The organism is Flavobacterium suzhouense (assembly GCF_042684765.1).
Lineage (GTDB): Bacteria > Bacteroidota > Bacteroidia > Flavobacteriales > Flavobacteriaceae > Flavobacterium > Flavobacterium suzhouense.
The window spans coordinates 314,966-328,561 of sequence record NZ_JBHUMD010000030.1 but is presented as its reverse complement, the minus strand read 5'-3'; the positions used below and the strand labels follow the sequence as shown (position 1 = coordinate 328,561).

The 13,596-nt window shown below is 37.3% G+C and carries 14 protein-coding genes; 3 read left to right on the top strand and 11 right to left on the bottom strand.

Annotated elements, in window-relative coordinates:
• The coding region (locus tag ACFSR3_RS17385) for a T9SS type B sorting domain-containing protein (RefSeq protein ID WP_379822818.1) at positions 1-290 on the top strand (290 nt) is incomplete at its 5' end.
• Positions 291-532: 242 nt separating this feature from the next.
• On the opposite strand, the gene ACFSR3_RS17380 is transcribed toward ACFSR3_RS17385, so the two are convergent.
• Together ACFSR3_RS17380 and ACFSR3_RS17375 are read right to left on the bottom strand one after the other, a co-directional pair.
• Positions 533-1,726, bottom strand: coding sequence for a pyridoxal phosphate-dependent aminotransferase (locus ACFSR3_RS17380; RefSeq protein ID WP_379822816.1), 1,194 nt, complete (start codon positions 1,724-1,726; stop codon positions 533-535).
• Positions 1,727-1,891: 165 nt separating this feature from the next.
• Positions 1,892-2,320 carry a DUF1573 domain-containing protein gene (locus ACFSR3_RS17375; RefSeq protein ID WP_379822814.1) on the bottom strand — a complete coding sequence of 143 codons (429 nt, stop codon included), beginning with the start codon at positions 2,318-2,320 and terminating at the stop codon, positions 1,892-1,894.
• Between the two features lie 160 nt (positions 2,321-2,480).
• On the opposite strand from ACFSR3_RS17375, the gene ACFSR3_RS17370 reads away from it, so the two are divergent.
• Positions 2,481-5,111 carry a valine--tRNA ligase gene (locus ACFSR3_RS17370; RefSeq protein ID WP_379822812.1) on the top strand — a complete coding sequence of 877 codons (2,631 nt, stop codon included), beginning with the start codon at positions 2,481-2,483 and terminating at the stop codon, positions 5,109-5,111.
• Between the two features lie 67 nt (positions 5,112-5,178).
• Here ACFSR3_RS17370 and ACFSR3_RS17365 read toward each other — a convergent pair whose 3' ends face one another.
• The 8 genes from ACFSR3_RS17365 to rsfS all read right to left on the bottom strand — a co-directional run bounded on the left by ACFSR3_RS17365 (position 5,179) and on the right by rsfS (position 11,949).
• Complete coding sequence (locus ACFSR3_RS17365; RefSeq protein ID WP_379822811.1) at positions 5,179-6,264, bottom strand: hypothetical protein; 1,086 nt, start codon at positions 6,262-6,264, stop codon at positions 5,179-5,181.
• Positions 6,265-6,404: 140 nt separating this feature from the next.
• Complete coding sequence (locus tag ACFSR3_RS17360; RefSeq protein ID WP_379822810.1) at positions 6,405-7,181, bottom strand: superoxide dismutase; 777 nt, start codon at positions 7,179-7,181, stop codon at positions 6,405-6,407.
• An 11-nt stretch (positions 7,182-7,192) separates the two neighbouring features.
• On the bottom strand, positions 7,193-7,456 hold the full coding sequence (locus tag ACFSR3_RS17355) for an acyl-CoA-binding protein (RefSeq protein ID WP_379822808.1): 264 nt from the start codon (positions 7,454-7,456) through the stop codon (positions 7,193-7,195).
• Positions 7,456-8,109, bottom strand: a complete 654-nt coding sequence (locus tag ACFSR3_RS17350) for a phosphatidylserine decarboxylase family protein (protein ID WP_169520328.1) — start codon at positions 8,107-8,109, stop codon at positions 7,456-7,458. The genes ACFSR3_RS17355 and ACFSR3_RS17350 overlap by 1 nt, the downstream gene beginning before the upstream one ends.
• Entirely contained in the window at positions 8,099-8,926 is an 828-nt protein-coding gene (locus ACFSR3_RS17345; protein ID WP_379822806.1) for a phosphatidate cytidylyltransferase, read from the bottom strand. Before ACFSR3_RS17345 ends, ACFSR3_RS17350 begins: the two co-directional genes overlap by 11 nt.
• 1 nt (position 8,927) lies before the next feature.
• Positions 8,928-9,530: an LUD domain-containing protein gene (locus ACFSR3_RS17340; RefSeq protein ID WP_169520330.1), complete on the bottom strand. Its 603-nt coding sequence runs from the start codon at positions 9,528-9,530 to the stop codon at positions 8,928-8,930.
• Positions 9,531-9,635: 105 nt separating this feature from the next.
• The gene (gene ftsH, locus ACFSR3_RS17335; RefSeq protein WP_169520331.1) at positions 9,636-11,564 is read right to left on the bottom strand and encodes an ATP-dependent zinc metalloprotease FtsH; all 1,929 of its coding nucleotides are present in this window, start codon (positions 11,562-11,564) and stop codon (positions 9,636-9,638) included.
• Positions 11,565-11,577: 13 nt separating this feature from the next.
• Positions 11,578-11,949, bottom strand: coding sequence for a ribosome silencing factor (gene rsfS / locus ACFSR3_RS17330; protein ID WP_114756992.1), 372 nt, complete (start codon positions 11,947-11,949; stop codon positions 11,578-11,580).
• Positions 11,950-12,049: 100 nt separating this feature from the next.
• Between rsfS and ACFSR3_RS17325 the strand changes: the two genes are divergently transcribed.
• Positions 12,050-12,778 carry a biotin--[acetyl-CoA-carboxylase] ligase gene (locus tag ACFSR3_RS17325; RefSeq protein WP_379822804.1) on the top strand — a complete coding sequence of 243 codons (729 nt, stop codon included), beginning with the start codon at positions 12,050-12,052 and terminating at the stop codon, positions 12,776-12,778.
• A 42-nt stretch (positions 12,779-12,820) separates the two neighbouring features.
• Here the strand turns inward: ACFSR3_RS17325 and ACFSR3_RS17320 are convergent, their stop codons facing one another.
• On the bottom strand, positions 12,821-13,537 hold the full coding sequence (locus ACFSR3_RS17320; RefSeq protein WP_379822803.1) for a DUF4241 domain-containing protein: 717 nt from the start codon (positions 13,535-13,537) through the stop codon (positions 12,821-12,823).
• Positions 13,538-13,596 lie beyond the last annotated feature (59 nt).

The following is a 13,596-nucleotide window of genomic DNA, read 5'->3' as shown; positions in this document are numbered from 1 at the left end:
CCGATGCAAGCATTGTGGATTACCCTAACTTCTTCACCCCGAATGGCGATGGCTTCCATGATACCTGGAACATCATCGGGCTACAGGAGACAGGATCGGTCATCTACATCTTTGACCGCTACGGCAAACTGATCAAACAGATCAGCCCAGACAGTGATGGATGGGATGGTACCTTCAACGGCACACCGGTACCGGCAACCGACTACTGGTTTACGGTAACCTACCCTGAATTTGACGGTACAACAACGGTGATACGTGAATTCAAATCGCATTTCTCACTGAAGAGATAAGAATGCAAAAACAATAAAAAGAACCGGGCAGCCAACAGCTGCCCGGTTTTTGTTTTTAAAGATTGTAAGTTGAAAGAACTCGCATTAGTTGTTCATTAGCCCTGACAGAGATGGTATCCCCCGATGATAAGAGGGGATAAAAGCGATGGCAGGAAACAACGATAGAATGAATGCGCTTAGAGATGCTGCAAAAAAAAAGCCCCTCGCGAAAACGAAGGGCTTATTATATAACCTAAAAGTTATTATTTACTGTTGTATTTTTTTATAGCGTCTGCTAATATTTTTACCGAACGAATAAGGTCTTCTTTTTTAAGAACGTAAGCAATTCTAATTTCATCAAGACCTACATTAGGAGTAGAATAGAAGCCTGCAGCAGGAGCGACCATTACGGTTTCTCCATCAAGATCGTATGATTCAAGTAACCATTGAGCAAAGTTGTCAGCATTGTCTACCGGTAGCTTAGCGATACAGTAGAAAGCTCCTTTTGGAGTTGCAACCTTAACACCTTCAATTTTATTAAGTTCGTTGATAAGTGTATCTCTACGCTCTTTATACTCACCAATAACTTCGTTGAAATAGCTTTGAGGTGTTTCGAGAGCAGCTTCACTTGCAATCTGTGCAAAAGTAGGAGGGCTTAGACGTGCCTGAGCAAATTTCATAGCTGTAGCCATTACTTCTTTATTTTTAGAAACAATACATCCAATTCTTGCACCACACATACTATAACGTTTAGAAACAGAATCGATCATGATAGCATTGTTTTCTATTCCCGGTACATTCATTACTGAATAATGTTTGTCACCATCATAAGTAAATTCACGATATACTTCATCTGCAATAAGGAAAAGATCGTGTTTTTTTACAAGTTCAGCAAGTTGCTGTATTTCCTCCTGCGTATAAAGGTATCCTGTAGGGTTACCAGGGTTACAGATAAGGATTGCTTTAGTTTTTGGTGTAATAAGTTTTTCAAAGTCAGCGATAGGAGGAAGGGCAAAGCCTTCATCTATAGTTGAGATAACAGGTACAACCGTTACTCCTGAAGCAACTGAAAATCCGTTATAGTTAGCATAGAAAGGCTCAGGAATGATGATTTCATCACCAGCATCCATTGTGCTTCCTAAAGCAAAAAGAAGAGCTTCAGACCCCCCTGTAGTAATGATTATGTCAGCAGCATCTACATTTACGCCGTGAGTTTTATAGCTTGCAGCAAGTTTAGTTCTATAGCTTTCAAAACCAGCAGAATGACTGTATTCTAATATTTTTACAGTATTGTTTTTTATAGCTTCCAGCGCCACTTCAGGAGTTTTGATGTCTGGCTGGCCTATGTTAAGGTGATACACTTTATGGCCTTTCTTTTTTGCCATTTCAGAATATGGAACCAGTTTCCTGATTGGTGATTCAGGCATTTGCCTGCCTTTATTAGATACTTGAGGCATTGTATTTTAGTTTTTATAATGTTTGATGCAAATTTGCGATTTTTTTTAGAGATTTAATAATTTGTACCCAATCAAAATTGTTTTTGTTCTGTTTTCGGTAAGGGTAAAATGTTATAAAAAGAAAAAGCCCTGCAAAACAGGGCTTGTTAGTTTGGCGTTAATTTATTATTGATTTGGGAGTGATTTTTTCTTGTCGAGAATATTTACTTCTTCTTTTTTAGTCACATCGCCTTTTATTTTAAGTGCTACAACTCCGTCAGAATGATTAACTGCATTTGATTGTACAGTTATAGTTTTACGTATTGGGCCGGGGGTCATGTTGTATTTAACTTCAATCTTACCTGATTTTCCGGGAGCAATAGGCTCTTTAGGCCATGATGGTACGGTGCAGCCACAACTTGATTTTACATCTTTGATGATTAGAGGTGCATCGCCTGTATTTGTAAATTCAAAAAATCGTATACCATTATCTGTTTCTTTAGAAGTGGTTCCATAATCAACAGTGTCTAATTTAAGTTCCATTTTCGCTCCTGATTGTGCGTATGATACGGTTGTAAGTAGTAAAACTGCAAAAAATCCTAAAAGTCTTTTCATAGTAATGGTGAATTTGGATTTAGTAAAAATACTCAGTTTAAATTAAAGTGCAAATTATGCTATAATGTTTTTTCAAAATTGTACTTATATGGTTACTTTTGCATACATTTTACAAAAAACATACCAATATTTTATTGGATAATTTATAGCACTGTAAGTTATGACGATCCCAGCACAATTTGACGCTAAGACAGCCGAAAGCAAATGGTACGATTACTGGATGAAAAACAATTATTTTCATTCTGAGCCAGACCATAGAACACCTTATACTATTGTAATACCTCCGCCAAATGTCACCGGGGTACTGCATATGGGGCATATGCTTAATAATACTATTCAGGATGTATTGATAAGAAGGGCACGCCTTAAAGGTTATAATGCCTGCTGGGTACCTGGTACAGATCATGCATCTATTGCTACTGAAGCGAAAGTTGTTGCTAAGCTAAAAGCAGAAGGGATCAATAAAAATGATCTAACACGTGAGGAGTTCTTAGGACATGCATGGGACTGGACGCATAAATATGGAGGTGTTATCCTTGAACAGCTTAAAAAGCTTGGGGCTTCATGTGACTGGGAACGCACTAAGTTTACTATGGATGACGATATGTCTGCCGGCGTTATAAAAGCATTTGTTGATTTTTATAACAAAGGCCTTATCTATCGTGGTTACCGTATGGTTAACTGGGATCCGGAAGCGAAAACGACGCTTTCTGATGAAGAGGTAATTTATGAAGAAAGACAGGGTAAACTATATCATCTTAAATATCAGATTGAAGGTAGTAATGATTTTGTTGTAATTGCTACAACACGACCGGAGACTATTCTTGGAGATACAGCAATATGTATCAACCCTAATGATGAACGTTATACTCATCTTAAAGGCAAAAAGGCTATTGTGCCAATTGCTAATCGTGTTATACCTATCATTTTTGATGAGTATGTTGATATGGAGTTTGGTACAGGGTGTCTTAAAGTTACTCCGGCTCACGATGTAAACGATAAAGAACTTGGCGAAAGACATAACCTTGAGATTATTGATATCTTTAACGAAGATGCTACACTGAACAGTTTTGGCCTTCACTATGCTGGCAGAGACCGTTTTGTGGTAAGGGATGAAATCGCAAAAGAACTGGAATCTATAGGTAATCTGGAAAAAATAGAGAGTCACATTAATAAAGTTGGAACATCTGAAAGGACTAAAGCTGTTATTGAGCCGAGACTTTCTGATCAGTGGTTCCTAAAAATGGAAGAACTTGCTAAACCGGCTATTAAAGCTGTTTTGGAAACCGAAGAGGTAAAATTATACCCTAACCGTTTTAATAATACATATCGCCACTGGATGGAAAACATCCGTGACTGGAACATTTCGCGACAGCTTTGGTGGGGGCAGCAAATCCCGGCTTATTATTATGGTGAAGGCAAAGAAGATTTCGTTGTTGCAAATACACCTGCTGATGCTTTGGTAATGGCTAAAGCAAGAATTGGAAATGAAAATCTGACTATTGCTGACCTTAAACAAGACCCTGATACGCTTGACACCTGGTTCTCGGCATGGTTATGGCCAATGTCAGTCTTTGATGGAGTTGTTAATCCGAATAATGAAGATTTTAAATATTATTATCCTACTAACGATCTTGTTACCGGACCGGATATCCTTTTCTTCTGGGTAGCAAGGATGATTGTAGCCGGATATGAATTTGCAGGTGAAAAACCATTTACGAATGTTTACCTTACCGGACTGGTAAGAGATAATCAGCGTCGTAAAATGTCTAAGTCATTAGGAAATTCACCTGATCCTCTTGATTTGATTGAAAAATTTGGAGCTGATGGTGTTCGTGTTGGACTGTTGTTAAGTGCTTCTGCTGGAAATGATATCCTTTTTGATGAGGAACTTTGTAATCAAGGGAAAGCATTTACAAACAAGATATGGAATGCATTCCGTCTTATAAAAGGATGGGAAGTAGCTGATATCGATCAGCCAGATTATGCACTTAAAGCGGTAAACTGGTATGAGGCAAAACTGAATAAGACCCTTGCAGAGATTGAAGATCATTTTGAAAAATACAGAATATCTGATGCACTAATGGCTATTTACAAGCTGGTATGGGATGATTTCTGCTCTTGGTTCCTTGAAATGATAAAACCGGGTTACCAACAGCCTATCGACAGGACTACTTTTAACAGTGCGATTGAGATGCTTGAAAATAACCTGAAATTACTTCACCCTTTTATGCCTTTCCTTACGGAGGAGATTTGGCATCATATTGCTCAAAGGACAGAAGAGGAAGCGCTTATCATTGCTGAATGGCCTAAGCTAAAACAAGCTGATGAAAGACTGATTAGTGGATTTGAAGTTGCTGCTGAAGTTATAGCGGGTATACGTACAATTAGAAAAGAAAAGAATATTCCTCAGAAAGATGCTATTGAACTTAAAATAGTTAATAATGAGGGGATCTCTAATGAATATGACAGTGTTATCGCTAAACTTGGAAACATTTCTTCGGTAGAATATACTGCTGAAAAGGTTACAGGAGCGCTTACTTTCAGGGTTAGGTCTAACGAATATTTTGTGCCGGTAACCGGAAATGTAAATGTTGAGGAGGAAATTGCTAAACTGACAGAAGAATTAAACTATAATAAAGGGTTTCTTAAATCAGTTCAGGCAAAACTTTCTAATGAGAAGTTTGTAGGTAGCGCACCGGAAAAAGTTGTGGCTATCGAAAGACAAAAAGAAGCTGACGCCCTCGCAAAAATTGCAACAATAGAGCAAAGTCTTGCAAGTCTTAAATAAAAAGCAAATGCAATAAATAGAAAACGGCTGCCATTTGGCAGCCGTTTTTGTATAAAGCTTTTATGATTTATTCTTCATCAGCATAAGTGATTGTTCGCTCTGCTAAAAACTGAGGAACACCTTTTATTTTTGTTACTTTTTTTGTCCAGTTGCCTTTAGCATCGTACTCATATATATATTCTCTTTTATCAACTTCCATTCCTGTATTTGAGTCTTTTACAATTACCGAGGTTGTATTGTTGTATTTGTCATATGTAAAAGTAGCTGACATAAAAGGTTTTTTGTTTTTAGTTATCTCCCATGTCAGTTTGTTCCCTTTTCCGTCGTAGGTGTAAGTGTCAAGGGTATAAGATTTGTCAAAATTTTCAAAGGTTAAATGCGTCAGTGCATTTCCTTTACTGTCGTAAGTATAGTCTTCAGAGTAATCTACTTCATTCTTGTCATTAAGAGTAAATTTTTTCATAAGATTGTCTCCTTCATATTTAGAGATAGTCTCATATTGTTTTTTGCCATCTTTGTTATAACGGGCTTCAGATATTTTTCTGTTTTTCTTGTCGTATTTGTTTATCGCTTTGTGCTGAACGTATTCAGAATTTAAGTATATATCTTCCTGAATTACATTGCCTTTACTGTCATAAATGTAGGCAATTTTGTCGTTAGGATTGTTTTGAGCATTGAAAGTAGTTTTTTGCGCAAGTTTATTGCCCTGATATTTCATTTCCACACGATCAATCTGGGTATTATCACTATTTCTTCTGGTGATGGATGTGTTGTTTTTGCCTGTAGTATCCCAGTCATATTCAATCTTAATACCAGGCGCGTTGTTTATATATTGAATAGTTTGCTGCTTCTTTTCACGGCCCTTATATGTGGTCTCTTCAAAAGGAGTTTCGCCTATATATTGTTTTTCAGACGTAAGCATTCCGGCTTCATCAAAAATCAAGTCGCTGTCATGCGTACTCATGTCTTCAAACATCGGTTTTATTTTTTGCATATTTCCATCAACCTGCCATGACTTGGTAGATAATTGCTTCACATCTCCTTCAAGTTTGTAGAATGTCCAGTCAGCTTTAGTACGGTCAATAGGTTTTTTTTCTTCTTTTTGGCAAGAAGCCAAAAATAGCAATAAAGCAAAAGGGTATAGGTATTTCATTATTTATGTTTGAGTTAGTTTATTTAGGAATCCAAAAATGGCATTTTTTCTTTAAACAGACAATTTTTTAATACTGATTAATTACTTCTGAATAAAAAAAATCCGCCTTTAGGCGGATTTGATTTCGGATTTAACCGTTATTATTTTTTTATTGCAGCGTCATATTTTTTAGCTACTACATCCCAATTGATTACATTAAAGAAAGCTGTTATGTAATCCGGCCTCTTATTTTGATAGTTCAGATAATATGCGTGTTCCCAAACATCAAGTGCTAGTAGCGGTTTTCCTGAAATTCCTGTGTTAGGCATTAAAGGATTATCCTGGTTTGGAGTACTGCCGATTACAAGTTTTCCTGACGGATCCACAACCAACCAAGCCCATCCTGAACCAAATTGTTTTGTGGCTGCCTCAGCAAATATAGTTTTGAACTCATCAAAAGAACCAAAGTCTTTTATAATGGCTTCAGAAAGTGCTCCTGAAGGAGTTTCACCAGCTTTAGCACCTCCCATAATTTCCCAAAAGAAAGTATGGTTATAATAACCGCCACCATTGTTTCTAACAGCCTTGTCTTCCATATTAAGGGTTTTCAGGATGTCTTCAATTGTTTTAGCTTCAAGTGGTGTTCCTTTTACGGCTTTGTTAAGCTCGTCAGTATATTTTTTATAATGCTTAGAGTAGTGGATTTCCATTGTTCTTGCATCGATATGGGGTGCAAGCGCATCGTAGGCATAACCAAGTTTAGCCATCTGAAAGGGTCCTCCTTCAGCCTTAACGTCATCAGGGTTTCCAAGTGGAGCTGCAGCTTCTTTCTGAGGTTCAGGGACTGCTACTACTTCCTCAAGATTATTTTTTTCTTTACAAGATTGCATTGCTGCCATTACTACAAAAGCCGATAATAAGATCCTTACTTTTTTCATAATTTATTATATTATTTGATGATAGAATTAATAGTCTCGATATATAATTTTTTTGCTTCGTCAGGAGTCAGGTGTCTTACCTGCATCCAGGCATTCATCTTAAAAGCATTCCTCAAATCAAAATTCTGATAAGGGTTTACCTGGGCAATACCACCTGTAGCCTGCTTATAATAAGCATAAATACGCAGCATCACATCCTGAGGCAGGGCTTCAGTCATGTTTGAAGCTTTTTCATAAGCCTCCTGAAACTGAGTGTCTAAATCTTTTTCGTGCATTAAGCTTTGGTTGCGATTATTGTTTTACCGCCAATTGCTTTTTCACCAAGTTTTACATTTACTTCTGTACCAAGTGGTAAGAACAGGTCTACTCTTGATCCAAATTTAATGAAACCTGCATCAGTTCCCTGAACAACCTGCATACCTTCCTGGGCATAATTAACAATACGTCTTGCCAGTGCACCGGCAATTTGTCTGTATAATATTTCACCAAACAGATTGTTTTCGATTACAATAGTTGTACGCTCATTTTCTTCGCTGGCTTTAGGATGCCATGCAACAAGGTACTTACCCGGATGGTATTTGCTGAACTTAACCAGCCCATTTACGGCATAACGCGTTACGTGCACGTTTATTGGCGACATAAAGATAGATACCTGAAGTCTTTTATCTTTAAAGTACTCTGGTTCATAAACTTCTTCAATAACAACTACTTTCCCGTCTACCGGGGCAATAATGTTATGGTCAGTAGCAATAACATGACGTTTTGGATTCCTGAAAAACTGTAATATCAGTATCAGGAAAGCAAGCGCTATCAGTTGTACTATCATTCGAAGTATTCCATTAGCAATAAAATGGTCTGCAAGCAATGCAATGGCTACTGTTACAATTAGCCCAATAAAAATAAGTTTAGCTCCTTCTTTATGAAACATAAGTTAAAATTTGATAATACAAAAATAGAAAAGGTATTGCAAATATAATACTATCCAGCCTGTCTAAAATGCCTCCGTGTCCCGGCATTATGTTACCGCTGTCTTTAACGCCGGCTTTACGCTTAAGCTGTGACTCCACTAAATCGCCTAAGGTACCGAATATTACTAAGATTACCGCGGCTCCAATCCACGGAAGGGATGAGTTGAAAACCGGTGTTAAGAAATTATCAAACTGACTTAAAATACAAGCACTTAGTATCGTAAACAGCATTCCTCCTAAAAAACCTTCTATAGTTTTTTTAGGTGAGATGCGTTCAAACAGCTTGTGTCTTCCCATTGTTTTGCCAACGATGTATGCAAAAGTATCATTTGTCCAGATCAGGATAAAGCTACCTATGATTACAAAAGGGGAGTAGACGCCAACTATCACAAAAGGAAGTTTTATGATTAACAGGAAAGGTAATATTACATAACCTGTAAGTCTCGCTAGTTTTGCTGTCTTGTCTTTTGGAGCCGAAGGGCCTTTTTCAAAAAGTTCTTCAAGAAGCATAAAGGCCATAAATAAAGCCCCTATATTTAAAAGAATATTAGTGTAAAAGGTATTTATTAGTAAAGGAGAAAACACAACAAAACCAACAATACCCATAATTAAAGGGATAGTTTTGCGCAGGTTTGAAAGTTTGCAGAATTCGTTAATCGCAATAAGCATAAACATGCCAAACAGCAATACGAAACTATATTCGGAGAACAGGGTTGCGCCAACAAGGAGTGCTATATAAACGATTCCCGAGAGCGTCCTGACAATACTTTCATTCATGTTAGAGATCTTCTAAAAGAAGCAGGTATAGATTTTTAGCAGAACTTCCGTAATGCAGGAAATCTTCTTCTTTTACTTTTTCAAAATATTTAATAGTAGTAATGTTTGTAGGGTAATCTTTATCGTACTTTCTTTTGATTTCCCTTAAGCCGTCACTTTTATTTGCCAAAATCTGGCTTGTAGTTGCTACAATTACAATATTTGCAGGTAGTTCGTTTGGCTTGTTTTGTTTGATTTGGTTCGATGAAAACAATATTGAACCTTCATCCGCTATAAGATTTTCGCATGACGCTAAAAGAAACTTTGGATTGTCCGATTTTGCGTAAGAAAGCTTGTTTTCGTCGAGCAGGCTGTAAAGTTTAGGTTCAAGACACATAACATTGCACTCAAACCAGTCATTTTCTTCGAGCACATTCAGAAACTGCTCATGCAATTCGTTAAGGTTTTCACAGTAGATAAATTTGCCTCCGTTTTTTCGGAAATTAAGCATAAAAAGTTCGTCTACAGGAAGTTGTTCTTCCGGAAGGAACGGATTCGAATCCGAATTTTTATCCTCACTGGAACCATCATTTGCTGCACCGAAAATTTTCTTAAAAAGACTCATACCTTACATTACCTTATTTCTCCTGATATGCTCAAAGATAAAAAAATCTTAATTCAATTTAAGAATTGAATTAAGATTTTTGATTTTTTTAGCAAAATAAATTGCCTATGCTTCTGTAATTACCTCATGCTCATGTTTATCAAAAGGTCGCTTACCAAATATATCCTCAAGGTCATCTTTAAAGATTACTTCTTTTTCAATTAATATATCTGAAAGCTTAAGTAATTTATCTCTGTTGTCTTCCAGAAGCTTAATTGCTCTCTGGTATTGATCTTCAATAAGAGTTGATATTTCCTTATCGATAACTTTAGCTGTTTCTTCAGAATAAGGCTTTGAGAAATTATATTCGCTTTGTCCTGATGAATCATAGTAAGTAATGTTACCAAGCTTGTCGTTAAGTCCGTAAATGGTTACCATTGCACGGGCTTGTTTAGTTACTTTTTCAAGATCACTTAACGCACCTGTAGATATCCTGTTGAAAATTACTTTTTCGGCAGCACGTCCACCCATGGTTGCACACATTTCATCAAGCATCTGATCCGGTCTTACAATGAGTCTTTCTTCAGGTAGATACCATGCCGCTCCAAGGCTTTGTCCGCGAGGTACAATTGTTACTTTTACAAGCGGAGCAGCATGCTCAAGCATCCAGCTTACAGTTGCGTGACCAGCTTCGTGTATCGCAATGGCTCTCTTTTCTTCTGGAGAAACAATTTTGTTTTTCTTTTCAAGTCCGCCCACAATACGGTCTACCGCATCAAGGAAGTCTTGTTTGTCTACCATTTTTTTATCTTTTCTCGCTGCTACAAGTGCTGCTTCGTTACATACGTTAGCGATATCAGCACCCGAGAATCCCGGAGTTTGCTTAGCAAGGAATTCAGTATCCAGATCTTCAGCTTTTTTAAGAGGCTTAAGGTGTACTTCAAAGATCTCTCTTCTTTCACGAATATCCGGAAGGTCTACATAAATCTGTCTGTCAAAACGTCCTGCACGCATTAACGCTTTGTCAAGTACATCAGCACGGTTAGTAGCGGCAAGCACAATAACGTTAGTATTTGTGCCAAAACCGTCCATTTCTGTCAATAGCTGGTTAAGAGTGTTTTCACGCTCATCATTCGAACCAGAGAAGTTATTTTTTCCACGTGCACGTCCTACAGCATCAATTTCGTCAATAAAGATAATAGCTGGCGATTTCTCTTTTGCCTGTTTGAAAAGGTCACGAACACGTGATGCACCTACACCAACAAACATTTCAACGAAATCTGAACCTGAAAGCGAGAAGAAAGGAACTTTCGCTTCACCGGCTACAGCTTTTGCTAAAAGGGTTTTACCTGTTCCTGGAGGTCCTACAAGAAGTGCTCCTTTAGGTATTTTACCACCTATGCTGGTATATTTTTCAGGGTTTTTAAGGAATTCTACAATTTCCTGTATCTCTTCTTTAGCTCCTTCAAGGCCTGCAACATCTTTAAATGTTACTTTAATGTCGTTCTTTTCGTCGAAAAGTCTGGCTTTAGACTTACCAATGTTGAATATCTGTCCTCCGCCTCCGCCGGCACCACCGCCTGACATCCTGCGCATCATGAAAATCCACAATCCAACAATCACAAGTATAGGAAGAAGTGTTATAAGAACTTCACCCCAAATACCATCTCCCTGAAATTCGTAATCATTTAGTTTACCGGCTTCGCGAGCCTGGTTTAGTGTTTTCTGGAATTCCTCTGAATTTCCAGTTTGGAAAGAATAGTGTGGTCCCTTAGTGTTTTTATTACCTAAAAGATCTTTACTTACTTTCTCATGTTCTTTCAGCTTTAATGCCTCCGGTTTAAGGAATGCTTCTGCTGTTGTTTTGTTATACGCTACTTTGCTTACCTCACCTTTATCAAGGTAAGTATAAAATTTTGCAAGCGATATTTGCTGCGGGTCATTCCAGTTAGAGCCGCCCCATAAAAAATTTATAGCAAGGAATAGTACTAGTATTCCTCCATAAACTACCCATGGGCTAATTCTAACCTTGTTTGGTTTGTTATCTTTTGACATGAATTCCGGTTATTTAATAGTTGTTTCCTATTGATGTAATACGGGCATCTCCCCAAAGGCTTTCAATATTGTAATATTCACGAATGTGTTTTTGAAAAACATGAACTACAATATTCACATAGTCCATAAGTACCCATTCACCATTTTCTGTACCTTCAACATGCCATGGTTTATCTTTCAGGGATTTGGAAACTGTTTTTTGGATAGAGTGAACTATTGCGTTCACTTGTGTATTTGAAGTACCGTTACAGATTACAAAATAATCGCAAACGGTATTGTCTATGGCCCTAAGGTCAAGAATATCAATATCATTTCCTTTTACTTCTTCGATACCTTTGATGATATTAGCTAACAGATCATCATTACTTACGTTTTTCTTAGCCATTTAAAATTATATGTTTTCGCAAAGTTATCATTTTTTGTATTTACTTTTGAGCGTTAGTTAAACTATTACAGCTATAAAAGCAATACAAAGTTATTTTGTAATGAATATTATCAAACTCAGTGCCATTAACTCAACAAATGATTATCTAAAGGGATTATCATCTGCACAATACCTCGAAAATTTTACAATTGTATCAGCTGAAGATCAAACTGCCGGGCGAGGCCAAATGGGGGCTCAATGGAATGTTGAACCCGGTAAGAACCTTACTTTTAGTGTATTGGTTAAAGATCTTTTGCTTGATGTGACAGAGATTTTCAGTTTGAATGCTGCTGTAGCTGTTAGTGTTGTTGGTGCGCTGGAGAATTTTTCGGTTCCAAATCTTTTTATAAAGTGGCCTAACGACATTTTGGCAGATAACAAAAAAATAGGTGGCATACTTATAGAAAACAGTATAAAATCAGGAGGGGAGATTTATTCAGTTATCGGTATCGGGCTGAATGTAAATCAAAAAGAATTCGGTGAGTTGACGAAAGCGTCTTCATTGGCTGTAATAATGAATAAAGAGTTTAATAAAGATGCCATAATGACTGCTATAGTAGAAAGCCTAAAAAGAAATGTCGCTATTTTACTCAACAAGAATGGTAGCAAGATTTGGAAGGACTATCATGCAAAACTTTATAAGAAAGGGCTACCTATGCCTTTCGAGAAAAATGGAGTAAGGTTTATGGGGATAATACAGGGGGTATCTCAAAAAGGAGAGCTAAAAGTACAACTTGAAGACGATACTGTTGCAGCATACGGGATTAAAGAAGTTCAGCTTTTGTATTAAAAAAAACACCCGCGACAAGCAGGTGTTTTTAGTGTTTTATTTTTAGTCTTCGTCATCTTCATATTCTTCGTCTGCACCTTCAGGATCAAACTCGTTTATTAAAAAATCGACTACCAGTTCTACAGTGTCGCCATTTTCATTTAGTCCCCAATAAGCAGGGTAGTAGCCATCGCCCCAACCCGAAGCAAACATAATAATATTGTTGTCAGAATCTGCAATAGGATGATGGTCATTCCAGTCGCCAAGGTCGCGAGAAAAATTATTTTTCCCCGAGTATTTTATAAACTCTTCAGAGAGCACATCGTCATAATAGTTTGATTCAGGGTTTTTATCCTGAAGCTCATCCATCTTAGCGTTGAATTGAGTATTTGTTTCTTCATCGAGGAAACAGGCAAGCCCTGATTCAACAGGGAAGCCATAGAACTCATCATCGCCAAGTTCATTCAGTTCTTCATTTGTCAGATCGTCGGTTAAAGCCAGAATCCACTTAGAGGCATCTTCAGGCCTGAATTTTATTTTGGCATAGGCTATCCTGTGATGCAGGGCGTCAATGTTTGCCATAAATATATAAACAGGATATTTGTCAGGTATAACAGTACGTGAAAAAGGTCTTTGCTCAAGAGAGAAAAATGGATCTGCAACAATAATCTTTCCGGTTGGGAGATTTACATCCCCAATATGAATTTCAGTAAGTTCCTGCGAATTCATTTCATCTTCAAGGTCGTAATGCAATTCGAAATCGTTTATATTCTCTTCCATAATGTTGTTTTTTTTTTTAAGGGATTTAAATTTACTCAAAACCATAATCCTGAGTAAGT